Source organism: Steroidobacter cummioxidans (assembly GCF_003104955.1).
Genome location: NZ_LSRW01000004.1, coordinates 162704 through 182910 on the forward strand (window position 1 = coordinate 162704; position 20207 = coordinate 182910).

General features: G+C 61.5%; 17 protein-coding genes. 9 read left to right on the forward strand and 8 right to left on the reverse strand.

The features are described 5' to 3' along the window. Nucleotides 1–60: 60 nt before the first annotated feature. Together gltB and D0550_RS34570 are read right to left on the reverse strand one after the other, a co-directional pair. The gene (gene gltB / locus D0550_RS03115; protein ID WP_116807631.1) at nucleotides 61–4716 is read right to left on the reverse strand and encodes a glutamate synthase large subunit; all 4656 of its coding nucleotides are present in this window, start codon (nucleotides 4714–4716) and stop codon (nucleotides 61–63) included. Between the two features lie 365 nt (nucleotides 4717–5081). Continuing rightward, the gene (locus D0550_RS34570; protein ID WP_153067015.1) at nucleotides 5082–5522 is read right to left on the reverse strand and encodes an Rv0361 family membrane protein; all 441 of its coding nucleotides are present in this window, start codon (nucleotides 5520–5522) and stop codon (nucleotides 5082–5084) included. A 250-nt stretch (nucleotides 5523–5772) separates the two neighbouring features. Between D0550_RS34570 and D0550_RS03130 the strand changes: the two genes are divergently transcribed. Next, complete coding sequence (locus D0550_RS03130; protein ID WP_116807634.1) at nucleotides 5773–6759, forward strand: CsgG/HfaB family protein; 987 nt, start codon at nucleotides 5773–5775, stop codon at nucleotides 6757–6759. Between the two features lie 98 nt (nucleotides 6760–6857). Here D0550_RS03130 and D0550_RS03135 read toward each other — a convergent pair whose 3' ends face one another. Then, nucleotides 6858–7202 (reverse strand): DUF2200 domain-containing protein, encoded by a 345-nt coding sequence (locus D0550_RS03135; protein ID WP_116807635.1) that lies wholly within the window; start codon nucleotides 7200–7202, stop codon nucleotides 6858–6860. Nucleotides 7203–7241: 39 nt separating this feature from the next. After that, on the reverse strand, nucleotides 7242–7694 hold the full coding sequence (locus tag D0550_RS03140) for a hypothetical protein (RefSeq protein ID WP_116807636.1): 453 nt from the start codon (nucleotides 7692–7694) through the stop codon (nucleotides 7242–7244). Between the two features lie 261 nt (nucleotides 7695–7955). Between D0550_RS03140 and D0550_RS03145 the strand changes: the two genes are divergently transcribed. The 4 genes from D0550_RS03145 (at nucleotide 7956) to D0550_RS03160 (ending at nucleotide 9817) form a co-directional block, all read left to right on the forward strand. Continuing rightward, nucleotides 7956–8549, forward strand: coding sequence for a hypothetical protein (locus D0550_RS03145; protein ID WP_116807637.1), 594 nt, complete (start codon nucleotides 7956–7958; stop codon nucleotides 8547–8549). 59 nt (nucleotides 8550–8608) lie between these two features. Next, nucleotides 8609–8971: a hypothetical protein gene (locus D0550_RS03150; protein WP_116807638.1), complete on the forward strand. Its 363-nt coding sequence runs from the start codon at nucleotides 8609–8611 to the stop codon at nucleotides 8969–8971. Nucleotides 8972–8993: 22 nt separating this feature from the next. Next, nucleotides 8994–9332, forward strand: coding sequence for a hypothetical protein (locus D0550_RS03155; RefSeq protein WP_116807639.1), 339 nt, complete (start codon nucleotides 8994–8996; stop codon nucleotides 9330–9332). 233 nt (nucleotides 9333–9565) lie between these two features. After that, entirely contained in the window at nucleotides 9566–9817 is a 252-nt protein-coding gene (locus tag D0550_RS03160) for a DUF6868 family protein (protein WP_116807640.1), read from the forward strand. Between the two features lie 70 nt (nucleotides 9818–9887). Here D0550_RS03160 and D0550_RS03165 read toward each other — a convergent pair whose 3' ends face one another. After that, on the reverse strand, nucleotides 9888–11297 hold the full coding sequence (locus D0550_RS03165) for a tannase/feruloyl esterase family alpha/beta hydrolase (RefSeq protein WP_206606064.1): 1410 nt from the start codon (nucleotides 11295–11297) through the stop codon (nucleotides 9888–9890). Nucleotides 11298–11794: 497 nt separating this feature from the next. Here D0550_RS03165 and D0550_RS03170 point away from each other — a divergent pair, with 497 nt between their 5' ends. Both D0550_RS03170 and D0550_RS03175 read left to right on the forward strand, forming a co-directional pair. Continuing rightward, nucleotides 11795–14065: a TonB-dependent receptor gene (locus D0550_RS03170; protein ID WP_116807642.1), complete on the forward strand. Its 2271-nt coding sequence runs from the start codon at nucleotides 11795–11797 to the stop codon at nucleotides 14063–14065. Between the two features lie 83 nt (nucleotides 14066–14148). After that, the gene (locus D0550_RS03175; protein WP_116807643.1) at nucleotides 14149–15438 is read left to right on the forward strand and encodes an MFS transporter; all 1290 of its coding nucleotides are present in this window, start codon (nucleotides 14149–14151) and stop codon (nucleotides 15436–15438) included. A 63-nt stretch (nucleotides 15439–15501) separates the two neighbouring features. Here the strand turns inward: D0550_RS03175 and D0550_RS03180 are convergent, their stop codons facing one another. From D0550_RS03180 to D0550_RS03190, 3 genes are read right to left on the reverse strand one after another with little or no spacing between them, the layout of a single operon-like run. Next, nucleotides 15502–16353 carry a TauD/TfdA dioxygenase family protein gene (locus D0550_RS03180; RefSeq protein ID WP_116807644.1) on the reverse strand — a complete coding sequence of 284 codons (852 nt, stop codon included), beginning with the start codon at nucleotides 16351–16353 and terminating at the stop codon, nucleotides 15502–15504. Between the two features lie 43 nt (nucleotides 16354–16396). Beyond that, nucleotides 16397–17428, reverse strand: a complete 1032-nt coding sequence (dmpG, locus tag D0550_RS03185) for a 4-hydroxy-2-oxovalerate aldolase (RefSeq protein WP_116807645.1) — start codon at nucleotides 17426–17428, stop codon at nucleotides 16397–16399. After that, nucleotides 17425–18369: an acetaldehyde dehydrogenase (acetylating) gene (locus D0550_RS03190; protein WP_116807646.1), complete on the reverse strand. Its 945-nt coding sequence runs from the start codon at nucleotides 18367–18369 to the stop codon at nucleotides 17425–17427. Before D0550_RS03190 ends, dmpG begins: the two co-directional genes overlap by 4 nt. A gap of 94 nt (nucleotides 18370–18463) precedes the next feature. Here D0550_RS03190 and D0550_RS03195 point away from each other — a divergent pair, with 94 nt between their 5' ends. Both D0550_RS03195 and D0550_RS03200 read left to right on the forward strand, forming a co-directional pair. Then, on the forward strand, nucleotides 18464–19279 hold the full coding sequence (locus D0550_RS03195) for an aspartate dehydrogenase (protein WP_116807647.1): 816 nt from the start codon (nucleotides 18464–18466) through the stop codon (nucleotides 19277–19279). An 88-nt stretch (nucleotides 19280–19367) separates the two neighbouring features. Then, nucleotides 19368–20102, forward strand: a complete 735-nt coding sequence (locus D0550_RS03200) for a GntR family transcriptional regulator (protein ID WP_116807648.1) — start codon at nucleotides 19368–19370, stop codon at nucleotides 20100–20102. Nucleotides 20103–20207 lie beyond the last annotated feature (105 nt).

A 20207-nucleotide genomic window follows, 5' to 3' on the forward strand; every position in this document is an offset into this window, starting at 1 on the left:
GTGCGCGCGCGTCGCTGCGTTTTCGCGCAACGACGATCGCCACGAGTAGCTTGCTATTCATCAGTTGCCTCCCACGCGCGCCGTGTCCTTGGCGTTCTCTTCGAACGCGACCATGATCGCGTCGTCGCCCGTGAGGCCTTGTTCGTGAGCGCGGGCGATGCAAGCCAGCATGCGCTTGTAGTCGCGCGGCAGCACGCGCACGAACTTCTTCACCATGTCGTTCCAATTGTCGAGCACCTGCCTGGCGCGCGCACTCTTGGTGTAGCCGTAGTGGCGCTCGATCATCGCGCCGACCGCCGCGATCTCTTCCGGCTCTTCCAGCGGGCCAACATCGACCATTTCTTTGTTGACCTTGGTATGGAAGTCGCCGTGCTCGTCGAGCACATACGCCACACCACCGGACATGCCGGCACCAAAGTTGCGGCCGGCGGGGCCGAGCACGATCACACGACCGCCGGTCATGTATTCGCAGCCGTGATCGCCGACAGCTTCCACGACAGCGTGCACGCCGCTGTTACGAACGCAGAAGCGCTCGCCAGCCATGCCGCCGATGTATGCCTCACCGCTGGTCGCGCCGTACAGAGCAACGTTGCCGATGATGATGTTCTCGTAAGAAACAAACGTCGAACCGGCCGGCGGGAACAGGATCAGCTTGCCGCCCGACAGGCCCTTGCCGAGATAGTCGTTGGCATCGCCTTCCAGGAAGAACGTCATGCCGCGCGGCAGGAACGCGCCGAAGCTCTGACCCGCCGAGCCCTTGAAGCGGATCTGGATCTTGTCTTCGGGCAGGCCGGCCGAGCCGTACTTGCGAGTGATCTCGCTGCCGGTGATGGTGCCGGCCACGCGATTCACGTTGCGGATCGGCAGCTCGGCGACGACCTTCTCGCCGCGCTCGATCGCAGGCTTGCAGATCTCGAGCAGCTGGGTCAGGTCGAGCGACTTCTCCAGGCCGTGATCCTGTTCCATCTGCTTGAAGCGCGGCGTGCCATCGCTGGAGTCGGGCGAGTACAGCAGGTTGCTGAAGTCCAGGCCACGTGCCTTCCAGTGATTCACGGCCTTGCGCGGCTCGAGGCGATCGACGCGGCCGATCATCTCGTCGACGCTGCGGAAGCCGAGCTGCGCCATGAGTTCGCGCATTTCCATGGCGATGAAGCGCATGAAATTGACGACGTGCTCCGGCTTGCCCGCGAACTTCTCGCGCAGACGCGGATCCTGAGTCGCGATGCCGGCGGGGCAGGTGTTCAAGTGACAGACGCGCATCATGATGCAGCCTGTCGCCACCAGCGGCGCCGTCGCGAAGCCGTACTCTTCGGCGCCGAGCAGAGCAGCGACGATAACGTCACGGCCCGTCTTCAGCTGACCGTCGGTTTCGACAGCGATGCGGCTACGCAGGTTGTTCATCACCAGCGTCTGGTGAGTCTCGGCGAGACCGAGCTCCCACGGCAGACCGGCGTGAGCAAGCGACGTTTGCGGAGATGCACCCGTGCCACCGTCGTGACCGCTGACCAGCACAACGTCGGCGTGCGCCTTGGCGACGCCCGCAGCAACTGTGCCGACGCCCACTTCGGCCACCAGCTTGACGCTGATGCGAGCGTGACGGTTCGCGTTCTTCAGATCATGAATCAGCTCGGCGAGATCTTCGATCGAGTAGATGTCATGGTGCGGCGGCGGCGAAATCAAACCGACGCCCGCGGTGGTGTGACGAGTCTTGGCGATCCACGGATACACCTTGGTGCCCGGCAGCTGACCGCCTTCACCCGGCTTCGCGCCCTGCGCCATCTTGATCTGGATCTCGTTGGCGCTGACCAGATATTCGCTGGTCACGCCGAAGCGGCCCGACGCGACCTGCTTGATCGCCGAGTTCTTCGAATCGCCATTGGCCAGGGGCTTGAAGCGCGCCGGATCTTCGCCGCCTTCGCCGGTGTTGCTCTTGCCGCCGATACGATTCATGGCGATCGCCAGCGTTTCGTGAGCTTCCTGGCTGATCGAGCCGTAGGACATCGCGCCCGTCTTGAAGCGCTTCATGATGTTTTCGATGGGCTCGACTTCCTCGAGCGGCACGGCGTCGCCGGACTTGAACTCCAGCAGGCCGCGCAGCGTGCACAAGTTGGTCGACTGCTCGTTGATCAGCCGCGAGTATTCCTTGAACTGATTGAAGTTGCCGTTGCGCACGGACTTCTGCAGCCGGTGAATGGACTCGGGATTGAACAGGTGATATTCGCCGTCTGCACGCCACTGATACTGGCCGCCGACGGGGAGCGTGTGACCGTTGGTCGGACGCTCCGGGAACGCGGCGCGATGACGCACGAGGACTTCCTGCGCGATCACATCCATGCCGATGCCGCCGACGCGCGAGGCCGTCCAGGTGAAGTACTCGTCGATCACGTCCTGACGCAGACCGACCGCTTCGAACACCTGCGCGCCGCGATAGCTCTGGATGGCCGAAATGCCCATCTTCGCCATCACCTTGATGATGCCCTTGGTCGCGGCCTTCACCAGATTCTTGCACGCCGACTTGTGATCGATGTTGAGGATGCGGTCGTCGCGGATCATGCCGTCGATGGTTTCGAACGCCACGTAAGGATTGATCGCGCTGACGCCGTAGCCAATCAGCAATGCGAAGTGATGAACCTCGCGCGCCTCACCGGTTTCGATCACGAGGCTGACGCGCGTGCGCAGGCCTTCGCGAATCAGATAGTGATGCAGGCCGGCGACGGCGAGCAGCGCCGGAATGGGCGCGAACTCTTTGTTCACGCCGCGATCGCTGAGGATCAGGACGTTCACTTCCTCTTCCTCGATCATGCGGCGGGCCATCAGCCGGATTTCTTCCATCGACTTCACCAGGCCCTTCTCGCCGCGGGTCACGCGGAACAGGCTCGGCAGCACGCCGACGCGCAGGCCAGGCAAGTCCATCCTGCGGACCTTGGCGAACTCTTCGTTGGTGAGAATCGGCCACTTCAGTTCCAGACGGCGGCAATCGGCGGGCTGCGGGTTCAGCAGATTGCCTTCCGAGCCCAGGCGCGTTTCCGCGGAAGTGATGATCTCTTCGCGAATGCTATCGATGGGCGGATTGGTGACTTGCGCGAACAGCTGCTTGAAATAGTCGTACAGCAGGCGCGGCTTGTTCGACAGCACCGCCAGCGGCGTGTCGTTGCCCATGGAGCCGACCGCTTCGACGCCGTGTTGCGCCATCGGCGTCAGGATCATGCGCTCGTCTTCGAAGGTGTAACCGAACGCGATCTGACGTTGCAGCAGCGTGTCGTGATCCGGCGCCGGCACTTCGGGCGCGGTCGGCAGGTCGTTGACGTGCACCAGATGATCGTTCAGCCACTGCCGATAGGGACGCTCGGTGGTGATGGCCTTCTTGATCTCTTCGTCGTCGACGATGCGGCCCTGCTCGGTGTCCACGAGGAACATGCGGCCGGGCTGCAAACGGCCTTTCATCAGCACGTTTTCCGGCGCGATGTCGAGCACACCCGCCTCGGAAGCCATCACGACCAGGCCGTCTTTCGTTACGTAGTAACGCGAGGGCCGCAGGCCGTTGCGATCGAGCACGGCGCCGATCTGCTTGCCGTCGGTGAATGCGATGGCTGCCGGGCCGTCCCACGGCTCCATCAGCGAGGAGTGATATTGATAGAAGGCTCGCTTGTTGTCGTCCATGGTCTGGTGATTCGACCAGGGCTCGGGAATCATCATCATCATGGCGTGGGGGAGCGAGCGGCCCGCCAGCACCAGCAGCTCCAGCGTGTTATCGAACATCGCCGAGTCGCTGCCGTTCGGGTTGATGATGGGCAAGATCTGCTCCATGTCATCGCCGAATGCTTCAGCCTGGAACAGCGCTTCGCGAGCGTGCATCCAGTTCGCGTTGCCACGCACGGTGTTGATCTCACCGTTGTGAGCGACGTAACGATACGGATGGGCGCGATCCCAGCTCGGGAACGTGTTGGTGCTGAAACGCGAGTGCACCAGCGCGATCGCCGTCTCCATGCTCGGATCCTGCAGATCCGGGAAGTAGGGGCCGAGCTGCTCGGTGAGCAGCATGCCTTTATAGACCAGCGTCTTATAAGAGAGGCTGGCGACGTACCAAACGGCCGCGCCTTCCATCGTCGACGCGCGGATCTCGCTGTAAGCGCGCTTGCGGATCACATACAGCTTGCGCTCGAACGCCAGCGCGTCCGGCAACGCCGGATTACGGGCGACGAATACCTGACGCATATACGGTTCGCAGGATTTCGCAGTGTCGCCGAGCGAGGAGTTGTTGGTCGGCACCGTGCGCCAGCCGAGCACGGTCTGGCCTTCGGACTGCACGATCTGCTCGAAACGCTCCTCAATTCGCCGACGCAGCGTGGGATTGCGCGGCAGGAACACGATGCCGCAGCCGTAATGCTCCGGCTCGGGCAAGTCGATGCGCGACTTCTTCGCGGCCGCCACCAGGAACTGATGCGGCATCTGGAGCAATACGCCCGCGCCGTCGCCGGTGTTGGTCTCGGCGCCGCATGCACCACGATGATCCAGATTGGTCAGGACCTGCAGGCCCTGCTGCAGAATCTTGTGCGATTTTCGGCCTTTAATATCTACGACAAAGCCGACGCCGCAGGCGTCGTGCTCATAAGCGGGATCGTAAAGACCCTGCTTTTCCGGGCGGGTGGTTCGCCCCTTCAGGGCGCCATCGTTCGCGGCCGCTTCCAGAGAGGCGCGCTCAGTGCCGTCAGTCATATAGGCCTACCGTTACCATCGTCGGGAAAATCGCATCTGGCCGGACATCGCGTGAGCGACGGGCACGACCAGCGCCGCACATTCGAACCCGACTCGCGGGGGGCAGCGGAGGTGTCTGCATCCCAGGAGGCGGCCCGGCGCGGGACCGTCGCCGCGGTGCGCGGCGTCCGATCGGCGGCGTTGACGCCGCGATCACGGTCTAACTCTTTGATTCAGTAGGGCTGCTTCGCGAAGTCGACAGCGCGTAAGGCCGGCCAGGGCCTCGACGCGGACAAAGCGCGTTGAATACAACCCGAAGGAATGCCAGTCATATTACAGGGGTCGATCCCTGCGTCAATGCGCCATGAAAGACAAGACCCTGCGCGTTATTTCCGCATCACCTCCAGGAAGATCACTTTCCACGCATCGTCCTCACGGCGCAGGTCGATTCTGAAGGTATGCAGGTCGGCAGCGAGGTCCCACCGATCGGTCGCCGAGGCATCGCGGCCGAGCATGCCGACCAGCACCTGCGCGCGCGCTTCGCCATCCGTCGGGAAAGTCAGTTCTTCGATCCGCGTGAGCAGATGAATGGACTGATTGGCAATGAAATAGCCGCGCATATAACGCGCCGCCTCCTCGGCTCCCATTCCATTGGAGTCGCGATATTCCTCGGATAGATGCGCTTTCAGGCCGCTAACGTCGCGGTTCTCAGCGGCTCGTTCCATTTTCCCGATCGCTGCTCGTACCTGCTGCTCGGGCGAGTTCTGGTCGCCACAGGCGGCGAGGGCGGCGAGCGCGATGAATATTATGGTGCGATGGATTGGCATGCTCGGCCGGCAATGTACGTTAGTTGCATTTACCAGCCGGGAAGCTGGCTGGAATGATGCGTGGACTATGGCGGACCGCCACCTACCGGGCAACGAACAGGACCGGCAGAGCGCAGGTGGGAGCTGTCTGCTTGACCGTCCCCGAACTGCGTGCTCAGATCGCGGCCGGCGGCTAAAACCGGCTTGAAATCAAGTATTTCGCACCGTCGGCGCACTCCGGGCGCCAGTGCTTGTCCGTTGGGAGAAAGTTATGAAGTCCGTCTCGGCCCATGTTTCAGGAGTGAAGACGTGGGGCGTCCGCGCTGCTGTCGCCACCTCGCTAGCGTTGCTGAGCTTGCCGTTCAGCGCGAGCGCGCAGGACGGCATCGAACATTGTGACAAGCCCATGGGGGCGCTCGCGGTGGTCGAGCCGCAGGATTACGTCTCGCAGTCGCTGTCCCGTTACGGCCTACAGTCGCCGACCGGCCTGATCCGCATGATGGTTCAGCAGTCGAACTGCTTCATAGTCGTGGAGCGCGGCATCGGCATGCAGAACATGATGCAGGAGCGCGCCCTGCAGGAGTCGGGCGAGCTGCGCCAGGGCTCGAACATGGGCGGCGGCCAGATGGTCAGCGCCGATTTCGTGCTGACTCCGGCCGTGGTGTTTTCCGAGAACGATTCAGGCGGCATCGGTGGCGCGCTCGGCGGTCTGATTCCTGGCTCCAAAGGCCGTGCGATCGGCGCCGTTGCCGGCGGTCTGAAATTCAAGGAAGCGCAGACCAGCATGCTCGTGACCGACGCGCGCTCTGGCGTTCAGGTCGCTTCCGCCGAAGGCAACTCTCGCAAGGCCGACCTCAACCTCGGCACGACGCTGTTTGGCGGTAGCGCCGCCGGCGCGCTCGGTGGTTACACCAAGACCAATGAAGGCAAAGTGATCGCGGCCAGCCTGGCGGACAACTACAACAACATCGTGCGCTCGGTCCGCAATCAGCCGAGCCTGCAGCGCGATGTCGGCACGCTCGCCGAAGAGGCGGGCAAGAAGACCAAGGGCGGCGCCGTATTCAACGAAGGCGACACCATCGTGCCGAAGCTCGGCAACCTCAAGGTGTACTCATCGCCGAACGAAGCCTCGAAGACGGTGGCAACCCTGTCGAAGGGCGAAGAGATGATCTTCATGGGCGAGGAGAAAGATGGCTACCTGAAGATCGAATCCAGCAACGGCGGCGGCTGGGTGAAGAAGGTTTTGGTGACGCGTTGAGCAACGCGTGACGGACCAGAGCCGGGCGGGATGAAGGTCTCGCCCGGCTTGTTATTTATGCGTGCCTCGCTTACGGCCATCCCGAGTCTAGAACATTCTCAGCGCAGGATCTTGTCGAGCGCCTTGCCCTTGGCGAGTTCGTCGATGAGCTTGTCCAGGTGGCGGATTTTCTGCATCAGTGGATCTGTTATTTCCTCCACCCGGATGCCGCACACCACGCCTTTGATGAGCGCGCTGTTCGGGTGCATGGCGGGCGCTTCGGCGAAGAAGGTTGCGAAATCGATTTCTCTGTCGATTTGTCGCTGCAGTTTCGCCTGGCTGTAGCCAGTCAACCAGCAGATGATCTGGTCCACTTCCTGTTTGCTGCGCTTCTTACGTTCCGCCTTCTGCAGGTAGAGCGGGTAAACCTTCGAGAAACTCATCGTGAAGATGCGATGGGACATTGTGGGTCCTGCAGTGGGGACGACATGAGCGGGAGAAGATCATACCGAATGCCCCGCGTGCCTCAATTCCCGCTGCAGGTCGCTATGAATTCGCGATCCTCGCTTGCACTTTCTCCACAGTCCCATGATCGAAAAGAACGCTGCCAGCGACAGCGGTGCAACGAGCAGTTGGACGGTCGGCATCGGAATCGAAAAACACAGCTGGATTGCCATCAAATAAATGCAGAGGATGAGGATGATTCGGACCGTCCAATAGATAGTGTCGAGCCGCACCTCGATCAGGCCTGTCGGGTTGGACGCCAGTTCCGCGACTGTCTGTTTGATCTCGGCATCTTCGGCCGATACCAACTGTCGCCGCTTTTCCGATCGCGCCGCCCAAACCGACTCGATCCATCGATTCACAAAGGGCGCAACCGCATTCAGTGCCAGTCCGACCACGACTGTGAGCACCCACCACGCAGGATTCTTCAGGGCAAGCATGATGTCATTCATTCTTGTCTCCCCCTCTGCTCCTTTGCCGAATCACGATATAGGTGGCCCTAGGGATATCGGCCTCGCCATTCCTCAGGTTACGACCGATCTGGCAACCAGCCCATTCGCAGAATAGGCAGCATCGCGATTTCTGTGGGAACCCGGTCGCAACTTCGGCGAGCATCTGGTCCCCTCGGTTAGAACCAGATCAGGCAGACTATTGTCTTCGGGCTTGCGTGCGAAGACGCGCACGGATGGGTGTCAACGGGGGAAACAGGAAACATGATCGGATACCTTCGCTCGCTCTTCGTCGGGCTGTGCCTGATCTCAGCCGCGGTCGCGGACGACGCCCCAAACAGCGCGCATACTCCGCCAGAAAGTCCCTTCCGGGCGTCAGGGCCGGAAACACTCGAATGGGCAAAACGAGACTTCATCGAGTACCAAGGTCGCGCCACCATCAGCGCGAAATACCGATTCGTCTACTTCGACGGGAACAGCGACGATGATCCTGGATACAGCCAGAATCCACATCTGTTCCTGCTGCCGAATCAAGAAGCGCAGGCTACGCTTCCATATCTCACGCGGTGGGTATACGAGCGTGATGACAGCCAGGAGAAGGTCCTATGGACGGAGCGGGCGGAGAGGATCTGGGTTACGAATGTCGCCGATGCCGCGGCCGGATTGCTCGGAGAACAGCTCGCGGCTGAAGTGCTTGCTGGCAAGCACGAGACGGTTGTCGGCGAAGCTGTGGTTGTGATCGACGGCTTCAGTGCTGGGTACGAGTGCGATAGTCCCTCCTTCGCGACTCGATTCGTAGCGGTGAAACATGAAATCTCAGCTCCCTCGGTGGCGAAGCGAGGCGTAGGTGGCTGCTAACCGACCTTTCCGTGCGGCGAAAACTCAGCGCTGGGCCACAATGAGTTGGAGGCACAACTATGAAGCCAAACCAGATTTTGATCCTGCTGCTCCTGTACATCGCTGCGCTTGGCGGCATGGCCGCGTTCCTGGATGCGCGGCGAATAGCTGAGCCTCAGTGGTCCGTGATTGTGACAACCATGCTGGGCTCGCTGCTGGTTTTCTGGTGGTACTGGGCGGATAGCGTGTCCAGATCCTATCGCCGCTCGCCACTGTTGAACGTTGCGATAATTGCAGTGGGTTTTCTGGCTGTGCCGTACTATTTGCTGCGCAGTCGACAGAGGGGGCAGCGGCTTGCGGCTTTCGCAAAGCTGGTTGCCTTCGTGTTGCTCATGGTCGTCGCCGTGATGATCGGAGCAATGCCCGTTGCGATGGTCAGCTAGCAAGTTTCAAAAGGAAAGAACGATGCGTCGTCTGATGTGCGGTGTTCTGTTGCTCTCTTCTGCCACGGTGTTGGCTGCCGAGCCCACGGCTCAGGCCATAGCAAACAAGAAAATCGAGCTGATGCAGAGTACCAAGATTGCAGCAGTGACCGAGCTCGCAGTGCCTTCGCGGGAATACCCGTCCGATGGCGATCCGGAAACGCTAGAAGTGGTATTTCTCGACAACAAGAAGGACGGTCCGAGTCGGGTGTCCGAAGACGGCGAAGTGATTTTCTTGTACAAAGCCTCGGGCCGAAAGCAGCAAGCGCTCATCGATCAGGCATTCGAGATCAGAGCCCGACGCGCCCTGAATGAATCCTAACCGCACCTAACGGATCGCACGACGAAGTCGCAATCTGTCTGTGAGTGGGTCGGTGCAAATCCCTCGGTGCCGAAGCCGAACTCGAAGAGTATCTGCCTGCCGTCGCAGAGTATCTTGAACTTCCGCCCTGATATCGATTTCCAATCGATGGAGCCAACTACGAGGATGTATGGTTCGGCACGTCGGTGTTGGGGCAATGAACTGGGCGTAGTTGGTCGCTAAAGGAGATCGTCATGAATCCTGATTTCCTGTGCCGCTTCTTGCTGTGGTCGCTGCTCGTCAACTATGCGATCTTGCTGGCTTGGTTCCTCGTATTCGTCTTCGCGCGCAGCTGGATGCACAGGCTGCATGGCCGCTGGTTCCATCTCTCGGATGCCGCCTTTGATGCCATCCACTACGGCGGAATGGCCGTCTACAAGATCGGCATTCTGCTTTTCAACTTGGCCCCTTTGCTCGCATTGTGCCTGATGGGCAGAGGCAGCTGACAACGCCACAGGCGCGTGCAGTTTCGCACGCGCCTGTGCGCAGACTGAGGATGACTCGTTCTCTCGGTGGTTACTTCGGAGCGCGAATCCAATCCAGCCGATCGTCCGGCTCCTTCTTCGGCGATGCCTTGACCCAGCTGGCCTCGCTATTCACATCGCCCTTGCCGCTGTACTTCGCATACGCCGGATAGGGGAACAGCGGGCGAGTGCGGACCACACCTTGCGGGCCGCTCTGAGTGGCGACGACGCGATCGGGGGCCTGGCCTTGCTCCACCCACTTCACCAGTTCGGGCAACAGCTCGAACGTATTCGGCGCGTTGCCGCCGCGGCAATGGAACATGCCGGGGACCATGAACACCCGGAACCATTCGCGCACTTTCTCGCCGCCGCCCTGACGCGATGTCACGTGAGCGTAATAATCGAGCATGGCCATCGGTGAAACACCAGCGTCGGCCCAGCCGTGATAAACGATGAGCTTGCCGCCGCGCTGTTCGAACTCGCGCAGGTCCGGCGCTTCATGAGGCGCGACGGGATCATACAGGGCCGCCATTTCTTCCGACTTCTCAACGTCGGTATCGAAGTTGAAGGTGCGATAGTTGTAATCGGCCGGCGGATTGGTCGGGAACGCGAGATAGCGCAGATAGCCTTCCGCCAGCGAGCGGCGGCCTGCGCCGCTCCATGAGAGCTCGCTGCCGTAAGGCGTCGCGCCGGGCATCAGCTTCTCGCCCTTGCTGTTGATCGGTCCACTGTAAAGCGCCTTCGCGGCGGCCACTTGCTCGGCGGTCAAACAATCCGGGCCATCGCCGTTCTTGCACTGGAGCCTGGCGGGATCGAACTTGCACGCGCGCGGATCGGTGAGAATGCCGTCGGCCAGGCCGTCGAGTTTGTCACACGATTTCATGACACCTGCATTCAGCACCTCGAGCTTGGCGGGCGTGAAGACTTCGGAGCCGTCATCACGCAACAGCTTCTGTGCATCCCAGTTGTTCGCGATCGCGCCGAGGCGGCCGGGGAATGCGGGGTCACCCGCGATGATGCCGTCGAAGTCGTCGGGATAGCGTTGTGCTTCGGTCAAGCCTTCACGGCCGCCGGTGGAGCAGCCGCGAAAATAGGAGCGCGCCGGGCGCTTGCCGTAGTAACGTTCAGCCAATGCCTTACCGGCAACGGACATCAAATGCGTGGAACGGCCAGCGTAGTCTTCGCGGAGCGCAGGATCGCTCCCCCAGACAGGATCTTTGACGACCAGTCCGACGTGCCCCATGTTGTGTGCGGCGACGACGAAGTTGTCGGCGAGCGCATCGGCGCAGTTGTTGATGCTGATGACGCCGCAGAAGCCGCCGCAGCCCACCTGAAAGTAGCGGCCGTTCCAGCTCTTGCTCGGCAGGCGCACCTCGAACTGAATCTGCGGCTGAATGACGCCAGTGACGGCGCAGTACTCGGCGGTGCCGTCCTTCGCCGGCACCAGCTTTGCCGAAAGCACCGAGAGCGGCGCCTCGAAGGTGTTCTTAAAATCCTCTTCAACCAGCCGCTCGCAGGGAAGTGCGCCGCTGAGTCCGGCATCGAGCGCGGCCGACGGAGCCAGGGGTTGCGATGCGTGCGCGCTACTGCTTGTCGCAAATGACGCTACAAAGCACAGCAAGTGCGCGATTGCCCCCAATAGCACAGGGACTTTTATTGTGGACTGCACGGGCTTTCCTCTCGATTCACTTGGTTTAAGAATTCTCGCCGGCTGGTCGCCGGAACAACAAAGGTGCACGAGACCCCGCGTCATGCACCATTTTTGCCGTGCGACTGGCACGAGACAGGCTTGAATTATCATCGCCTGCCTCTCTATGATCGTCATACATCATACAAAAATACCATCGTATTATCGGTTCGAATGGTGGTATGCAAGTTGCATTTGGCTCAAGTTGGAATCGTTTTCGTGGTTGTGGGGATGTGTGGTGCCGAAGCATCACTTAACTTTGAGGAGCTTGCATGAGAGTCAGCACTAATCGGCTAGGTGGCCGGGTCGCCTTCCGGATCGGCCACGCCGTCGCGCTGGCGGCGACCGCCGCAGTTACTGTCGCGAATGCGCAGGAGGCAGTCGTCGAGGAGATCGTCGTTACCGCAACGAAGCGCGAAACGACGATGAAGGACACCCCAGCGGCCATTGCTGCCGTGAGCGGCAGCGCTATCAGCGAGAGCCAGTCGTTCTCGTTGGAAAGCTTCACGCGCTTGGATCCGTCCATCCAGGTCAACAACCGCGGCGTCGGCGACAACCAGATCATCGTCCGCGGCATCTCCTCGTCGGGCAAGCCCACGGTCGGCCTGTACTTCGACGAAGCGGTCATCACCGGTCTCGGTCTGGATGGCGGCAGCGACAATCAGCCGAACATCCAGCTGCACGACATGGAGCGCATCGAAATCCTCAAGGGCCCGCAAGGCACGCTGTTCGGTGCCGGGTCGATGAGCGGTACGGTGCGTTTCATCACCAACAAGCCGGATCTGTCGCAGTCCTTGTTCGGCTTCAGCGGTTCGGCGGCTTCCGTGAAGGATGGCAACGAGCTGTATCAGGGCGAGTTCATGGCGAACGTGCCCCTGATCCAGGACAAGCTCGGCGCGCGCGCCGTGGTGTGGGGCGACAGCGGCGGCGGCTACATCGATCAGCGCAGCTCGGCCGGTTACAAAGAAAACGTCAACGACCAGAGCATCTGGGGCGGACGACTGATCCTGGCGTCGCAGGTCACCGATGCGTTGAAGGTCACCGCGACCGGCTTGTATCAGGAGACCAAGGCCGACGGCTCGCAGTACTTCGAGTTCGGCCAGCCCGACTATCAGAACATTTCTCCGACGCTCGAACCGTACGAAGACGAGACCAAGCTGTTCAGCCTGGTGGCGGACTACACCACCGACTTCGGTACCTTCACCGCGACCAGCTCGTACATGGATCGCGAGCTGTATTTCTCGCGTGACAGTACGCCGACCGCGCGCTTCTTCGGCGTGCCGTTCGATCTCGCGTATCACCAGGGTCAGGATATTTCCAACTGGTCCTCGGAAGTGCGCTTCGCGTCCTCGTTCGACGGCCCGTTCCAGATCGTCGCCGGTGCGTTCTACGCCGAGCTCGACTCGCAGATTCACAACGCCGCCTTGCTGGTGCGGGATAACAGCGGCGTCGCTCCCTGCCGCTTCCACGAGGATTGCGTTGCCAACGGCTTCGCCTCGAACGACATCAATTCGGCCATCAACCAGACCAACATCGACCAGTTCGCGCTGTTCACCGAAGTCGAATACCAGTTCGCCGAGAAGTGGACCGGCACGGTTGGCATCCGCTACTACGACGCGGACATCTTCGAAGGCAAGATCGAAACGCAGGAGCTGGCGCGTCCGCCGCAGGCCGTCCCTCGAGTGCTGCTCAGTGAGACGGTCAGCGAAGATGAGTTGAGCTACAACTTCGCGCTGGCATATGCGGCGACCGATGACACGACGTTCTATACGCGCATCTCTTCGGGCTTCCGTCCTGGCGGCGTGAACGATTGGCGTTCGGCCGCCAACCGCAACGTGTTCGTGCCGGCGAAGTACGATTCGGACACGCTGTGGAACTACGAGGTGGGCGTGAAGAGCTACATGTTCAATCGTGCGCTCTACGCCGAGTTGTCCGTGTATCGCATCGACTGGTCGGATCAGCAGATCTCGCTGCAGGATCCGAACGCCATCTTCGCGTTCATCGGCAACGCCGGTAAGAGCTATGTCAACGGCGTGGAGCTGCAGATCAATGCTCAGCCCACGGATCGCCTGAGCTTGACCTTCGGCGCGACGTTCACCGATTCGCGTCTGTCCGAGGACATGCCCAGGCCGCCAATTCCGGCGCCGACGGACGATGATCCGAATCCGGCGCAGCCGCCGTACGGCTTCGAGGGCGATCGCATTCCGTACAGCCCGAAGTGGGCGCTGGCGGGCTCGGCGCAGTACGAGATTCCGTTCTCGTCCGAGGTCACCGGCTATGCGAGCACCAACTTCAACTATCGGAGCGAGTCGTTCACGGCGTTCAACAGCACGTTCGGTCCGAGCAACTATCAGGTGCTGGATGACTACTTCATGATGGGCGTGCGCGTCGGCGTGCGTTATGGCGCTTGGGATACGGGCATCTTCGTCGATAACATCACCAACGAAGTGCCGGATCTGGGTCTGCGCGTGACCGGCGACGGTTACCGCGTCTACACCGCGCGGCCTCTGACGGCGGGTCTGCGTGTTTCGACCCGTTTCTGAGTTGATGAGTTAGTTGGCGAATGCGGCGGCCGCTCCTGCAGGGGCGGCCGCTTTTTTTGTTTTTCTACCGGTCGCGACCCTCCATGGCTGAAGCTGAAGCACAGACTCTTTCCAAAGCCCCGTCCGAGCCCGTCTTCGTGCGCGGCTGGGTCACTGTGGTGGTGTGCCTGCTCGGCATTTCCACCGGACCGGCCGCGTTCGGCCTGTCGTCCTTGTTTCTTTTGGGCGGACCGATCGGCGAAGAGTTCGGCTGGAGTCGCACGGCGATCAGTGCGGCCGTGTCGGTGATGATGTTGTGCACGGCGGTGTCGTTGCCGTTCATGGGGCGGCTGGTCGACCGGTTCGGCGTGAAGCAGGTTCTGGTGCCGTCGATCGTCATCTTCGGTCTGTGTTTTCTGGCGGCGTCGATGATCAGCAGCTACTGGCAGTTCATCGCGCTGTATGTGGCGATGGGCACGATCGCAGTGGGCACGAACAGCGTGCCTTACATGCGTGTGCTGACGGCGTGGTTCGATCGTCGACGCGGGCTTGCGATCGGCATTGCCGGTAGCGGCACCGGGCTGGGCTTCGGCTACGTGCCACTCATCACGCAGGAATTCGTTTCGCACTATGGCTGGCGCGGTGGCTATTTCGGCCTCGGCTTGATCATGTTGCTGTTCACGTTGCCGATGGTCGTGTTCCTGCTGCACGAGAAGCCGCAGTCCCTGGGTTTGCATCCCGACGGCGCGGCCTCGGACGTGCCTGCAGATCAGCAGCCTGCTGCGAGCGGCGACACGCTGCCCGAGGCCATGCGGCGCCGGGATTTCTGGAGCTTGATTACGATCTTCTCGGGTCTGGCGTTCGTGCTGTACGGACTGATTCCGCACATGGTGCCGATGCTTCAGGATCGCGGCGTGTCGGTGAGTCAGGCGTCGTGGCTGGCGTCGGCGTTTGGCTGGTCGGCGTTCGGTGGGCGCTTGCTGATCGGTTTCCTGGTCGATCGACACGATGCTCGACGCATCGCCTTCGTGTTCTTCAGCCTGTCGGCGATCGGTCTCGGTCTGTTGTCCGCGCCGTTGCCGGTCTGGGTGTTCACTGTCGCCGCCATCATGCTCGGTCTGAGCCTGGGCGCGGAAGTGGACATGCTCGCGTATCTCACCAGTCGCTACTTCGGCTTGAAGAACTTCGCGCAGATTTTCGGTGCGATGTTCTCGGCGGTGATGGTTGCGATGAGCCTGAGCCCACTGGCGTTTGGTGCCGTGTACGACTCCACGGGCTCGTACCAATCCATCCTCGCGCTCGGCGTGCCGCTGTGTGTGCTGGCGATCGTGCTGGTGCTGATGTTGCGGCCGTATGGCGAGCGCGCTCGTGGCGGTCCGATCTCCGTCACCTGAGCAATAAAAAAAGGCCCGAGGTCTCGCGACCCCGGGCCCAGCCTCAGAGAGAACGGTTCAGCGTCAGGCGGATTCTTTCGGTCCGCCCTTGTCCGCGATCTGCACGCGGAAGCCCGAGCGCAGCTGCGGGAAGTAATCCCAGATCGCCAGATGCTGCGTGCAACGGTTGTCCCAGAACGCGACCGAATGCGGCTCCCAGCGGAAGCGCACCTGGAAGTACGCGTTCTCGCAGTGATGGAACAGGAACTGCAGGATCGCGGCGCTTTCCGCATCGGGCACTTCATTGATGCGCGCGGTAAAGCCTTTGTTCACGAACAGCACTTTGCGGCCCGTGACCGGATGCGTGCGGATGACCGGATGTACCGCGACCGGGAATTTTCCGTCCGGATTGAAGCGACCGAACGCCAGCTTGCCGTCGTGAGTCGCGGTGAGACCTTCGAGGTAAGCCTTCATGCGATCCGACAGCGCATCGTAAGCGGCATACATGCTTGCGAACACCGTGTCGCCACCCATGGTCGGCAGCGTGTGCAAGTAAAGGATGCTGCCCATCGGCGGAATCGTCGCGCACGACATGTCGGTGTGCCATTCCTCACCGGCGACGTGCTTCGAGTTCCCATCGGCCTGCAGTTTGCGCACTTCCGGATGATCCGGCAGGCCCTGCAGCGCGTGGATCTGCAGCTCGCCGAAGTACTGGCCGACGCGCTTCAGCGACGGCGGATCGAGTGCCTGGTTGCGGAAGAAAATCACCTGGTGGTCGGCGATGGCCTGATTCAGATCGGCGATCTGCTGCTCGCTCAGCGGCTTGCTCAGATCGATGCCCGAGATGATGGCGCCGATGGTCGGCGTCAACCGATCGGCGGTAATGGTCTGATAGCTCTGGCTGGGTGGAACTGCTGGCTTCGGATTGGCGGCCATAGGAATCTCGAACGTCTCTTATTCCAAAAGGGGGACAGATCTATTACGTCGCTGCGACGTCGCGGGCCCGAACGAGATCGAGCGCGACGTCGGTGATCATGTCTTCCTGGCCGCCGACCATGCGACGCCGGCCGAGCTCGACCAGGATGGTGCGAGTGTCGAGGCCATACGTCGCCGCGGCCTTTTCGGCGTGGCGCAGGAAGGAGGAATACACGCCGGCATAACCAAGCGTCAGCGTCTCGCGATCGACGCGCACCGGCCGGTCCTGCAACGGGCGAACCAGATCCTCCGCAGCGTCCATCAGCTTGAACAGATCGCAGCCGTGCTGCCATCCGTAAACATCGGCAGCGGCGATGAAAACCTCCAGCGGGGCGTTGCCGGCGCCTGCGCCCATGCCAGCGAGGCTGGCATCGATGCGGATCGCGCCGTTCTTCACGGCGAGAATGGAATTTGCGACACCAAGGCTCAGATTGTGATGCGCGTGAATGCCGCGCTGAGTCTCCGGCTTCAGCACACGATCGTAGGCCTGGAAGCGAGCGGCGGTGTCGTCCATCGTCATGGCGCCGCCCGAATCGGTGACATACACGCAGTGCGCGCCGTAGTTTTCCATCAGCTTCGCCTGCGCGGCCAGCTGCTCCGGCGGGCTCATGTGGCTCATCATCAGGAAGCCTGAGACATCCATGCCGAGATTGCGCGCGTATTCGATGTGCTGCTGAGAAACATCCGCTTCGGTGCAGTGAGTGGCGATGCGAACCGAGCGCACGCCCAGATCGAACGCGTGGCGCAAGTCGTGAACGGTGCCGATGCCCGGCAGCAGCAAGGTCGTGAGCTTGGCGTGCTGGATCACTTCGGCGACAGCTTCGATCCATTCCCAATCGGTGTGCTTGCCGAAGCCATAGTTGAACGATGAGCCGGCGAGGCCGTCGCCGTGCGCGACTTCGATCGCGTCGACACGCGCTTCATCCAGCGCTCGAGCAATGTTCTTGACGTGTTCGATGCTGTACTGATGGCGGATGGCGTGCATGCCATCGCGCAAGGTCACATCTTGAATGTAGAGCTTGCTGGTCGGGCTCATGCAGCGATCTCCGCGCGGAGATTGAGGGCCACGCGCTCGGCGGTGCGCAGTGCAGCGGACGTCATGATGTCGAGATTGCCTGCGTAGGCCGGCAGGTAGTGTGCAGCGCCTTCCACTTCCAGGAATACGCTGACTTTGAGTCCGACAAACGTTTCATCGATACCCTCGAACGGCAGCTTTATGCCGGGGCCGACGCGCTCGAACTGCACTCGTTGTTTCAGGCGATACCCTGGAACGTAACTTTGCACTTCCGAGACCATGGCCTGCACTGACGCTTCGATCGCGCTTTCGTCGGCTAGCGCGGTGAGGCAGTACACCGTATCGCGCATCACCAGCGGAGGCTCGGCGGGATTCAGCACGATGATGGCCTTACCGTGCCGCGCCCCGCCTACCTGTTCGATGGCTCGTGCCGTGGTCTCAGTGAACTCATCAATGTTTGCTCGCGTGCCGGGGCCGGCGGATTTGCTGGCGATCGACGCGACGATCTCCGCGTACAGCACCGGTGCCACTTTGCCGACTGCAGCGACGATGGGAATGGTCGCCTGGCCGCCGCAGGTCACCATGTTCAGATTCGGCGCGCCGAGATGCTGCTCGCCGTTGACCGGGGGGATGACGAAGGGGCCGATTGCGGCTGGAGTCAGATCAATCAGCGTCTTGCCGTGTGCGCGCAACACCGAATCGTGGTGTTTGTGAGCGCCGGCGGAGGTCGCGTCGAAGACCAGGCGCACGTCTTTGAATTCCGGCATGGCAAGCAAGCCGTCGATGCCCTGCGCGGTGGTCGCGACGCCGAGCCGCTGGGCTCGCGCGAGGCCTTCGGATTGGGGGTCGACGCCGACCATGGCAGCCATCCGCAAGGTGCGGCTGGTGCGCAGGATCTTGATCATCAGGTCCGTGCCGATATTGCCGGAGCCGATGATTGCTACCGGGACGCGCTCTGTCATGGCCTGTAGTCCGGGTGAAGGGAGGTCATTAAGGTAGTATGATCATACAATATTATCAAATACCGCCCGACGGGCGGCGCTGACGAGGCTTGCGATGCAACGTAATCTGCGCCTGGGCATGATCGGTTTCGGCGCCATGGGCCGTGAGGTTATGACCGGCCTCGAGAAACTCGGGGAGACCGAGACCCTGAAAGCGGTGCTGGTCCGGCCCGGTCGCGAGGCGCCGCATGCCGTTCACGATGTGGCTGCTCTGATCGCGGCACGCCCCCAGATCGTGATGGAATGCGCCGGCCATTCTGCGGTAAAGGAATTCGCGGCACCTCTGTTGCGGGCCGGGATCGACGTGATTATTTCGTCGGTCGGCGCGCTCGCGGACGATCAGATCAGAAATGAGCTGCTCACGGCGGAACAGGGCGGTGGGCGCGCGTTGTTACCTGCGGGCGCGATCGCCGGTCTCGATGGAATATTGGCCGCGCGGCTCGCGGGGCTGGATGAAGTGATCTACACGTCGTTCAAGCCGCCGCATGCCTGGCGAGGAACGGCGGCGGAGCAGGTGCTCGATCTGAGCCATTCCGAGCCGGAGCGCGAATTCTTTGCGGGCTCGGCGCGCGAGGCGGCGCTGGCGTATCCGAAGAACGTCAATGTCGGCGTGGCCATTGCCCTGGTGGGATTGGGAATGGACGCGACCCGAGTGCGGCTGGTGTCCTCGCGCAACGTAAGCGATCCGCTCGGCCGCATCGAGGCGCGTGGCGCGTTCGGCCATTTCCGATTCGATATTTTCGCGCGTGCAGCGGCCGATAATCCGAAAACTTCGGCGCTGACCGCGTACAGTATTGTGCAATGTGCCCGCCTTGGCGGAGCCCTGCCGATCGCCGGCTTGTGCACGCCCCCGACGCCAGCACTCCCATGATTTTGCCGCAGCCTTTGGGGCGTGACTGTTTACTCTGACGCCGCGCCAGTGGCGTAAAATCAGCGGCAAGTAAGCTCGAGGAAGGACCTTGGAATACCAGGATCTGCGAATTGTTGAGAACCCGACGCTGGTGCGCGAGCACGCGTTGGACAAGCTCCGTAACGCCATCAGCCGAGGCCTGTATCCGCCCGGCATGCGGTTGGTGGAGCGTGAGCTGTGCGAGGCGCTTGGCGTCAGCCGCACCTCGGTGCGCGAAGCTTTGCGCCAGTTGCAGGCCGAGAATCTGATCGAAGTCGGCAAGCGACGGAATATCACTGTCGCGGTGGTCTCGTCCAAGGACGCCGAGGACATTTATCTCATGCGAGAGATGCTCGAGACGCTGGCGGTCCAGCGGTTCGTCATGCTCGCCGATGACAATGCCGTCAAGAAACTGGCGCGCATCCACAAGGATTTGCGCAAGGTGCTCAACAAGGGCGACGTGCGCGAGCTCGCCATCATGGCGGGTGAATTTTACGAGACCATTCTCAATGGCTCGGGCAGCAAGGTGATTGCCGACATGGCGCGCCAGCTGCTGACGCGCGTCAACTATCTGCGCATGCGCTCGATGGCCGAGCCGCATCGTCTCGAAGATGGCATGCATGAATGGGACAACCTGATGGAAGCCATCAACCAGCGGAATCCGGAAGCCGCGGCGAAAGCGATGGGCGCGCACATTTCGAATGCGCGCAAGGCGATCGTGGCCAAGATCAAGCAAGAGGAAGAGCAGGCTGCGGCCGCTGCTGTAGTACCCGAGCGGGCGACCGCATCGCGTCGTTCCGGGTGACATAAGAGGCGGCGCCACGGACTGCGCCCAAAGCGAACCGGTCCTCCGGTCTTTCTCTTTGTGTGATTCTATGTTTGTCATACAAAGTATGCCCGGCTACACTCT

Coding starts and splice junctions, on each gene's coding strand:
- D0550_RS03190 (WP_116807646.1), bottom strand. CDS start 18,369: ATGACAGAGCGCGTCCCGGTAGCAATCATCGGCTCCGGCAATATCGGC.
- D0550_RS03140 (WP_116807636.1), bottom strand. CDS start 7,694: ATGAATGACATCATGCTTGCCCTGAAGAATCCTGCGTGGTGGGTGCTC.
- D0550_RS03130 (WP_116807634.1), top strand. CDS start 5,773: ATGAAGTCCGTCTCGGCCCATGTTTCAGGAGTGAAGACGTGGGGCGTC.
- gltB (WP_116807631.1), bottom strand. CDS start 4,716: ATGACTGACGGCACTGAGCGCGCCTCTCTGGAAGCGGCCGCGAACGAT.
- D0550_RS34570 (WP_153067015.1), bottom strand. CDS start 5,522: ATGCCAATCCATCGCACCATAATATTCATCGCGCTCGCCGCCCTCGCC.
- D0550_RS03180 (WP_116807644.1), bottom strand. CDS start 16,353: ATGGCCGCCAATCCGAAGCCAGCAGTTCCACCCAGCCAGAGCTATCAG.
- D0550_RS03145 (WP_116807637.1), top strand. CDS start 7,956: ATGATCGGATACCTTCGCTCGCTCTTCGTCGGGCTGTGCCTGATCTCA.
- D0550_RS03175 (WP_116807643.1), top strand. CDS start 14,149: ATGGCTGAAGCTGAAGCACAGACTCTTTCCAAAGCCCCGTCCGAGCCC.
- D0550_RS03170 (WP_116807642.1), top strand. CDS start 11,795: ATGAGAGTCAGCACTAATCGGCTAGGTGGCCGGGTCGCCTTCCGGATC.
- dmpG (WP_116807645.1), bottom strand. CDS start 17,428: ATGAGCCCGACCAGCAAGCTCTACATTCAAGATGTGACCTTGCGCGAT.
- D0550_RS03155 (WP_116807639.1), top strand. CDS start 8,994: ATGCGTCGTCTGATGTGCGGTGTTCTGTTGCTCTCTTCTGCCACGGTG.
- D0550_RS03195 (WP_116807647.1), top strand. CDS start 18,464: ATGCAACGTAATCTGCGCCTGGGCATGATCGGTTTCGGCGCCATGGGC.
- D0550_RS03160 (WP_116807640.1), top strand. CDS start 9,566: ATGAATCCTGATTTCCTGTGCCGCTTCTTGCTGTGGTCGCTGCTCGTC.
- D0550_RS03150 (WP_116807638.1), top strand. CDS start 8,609: ATGAAGCCAAACCAGATTTTGATCCTGCTGCTCCTGTACATCGCTGCG.
- D0550_RS03135 (WP_116807635.1), bottom strand. CDS start 7,202: ATGTCCCATCGCATCTTCACGATGAGTTTCTCGAAGGTTTACCCGCTC.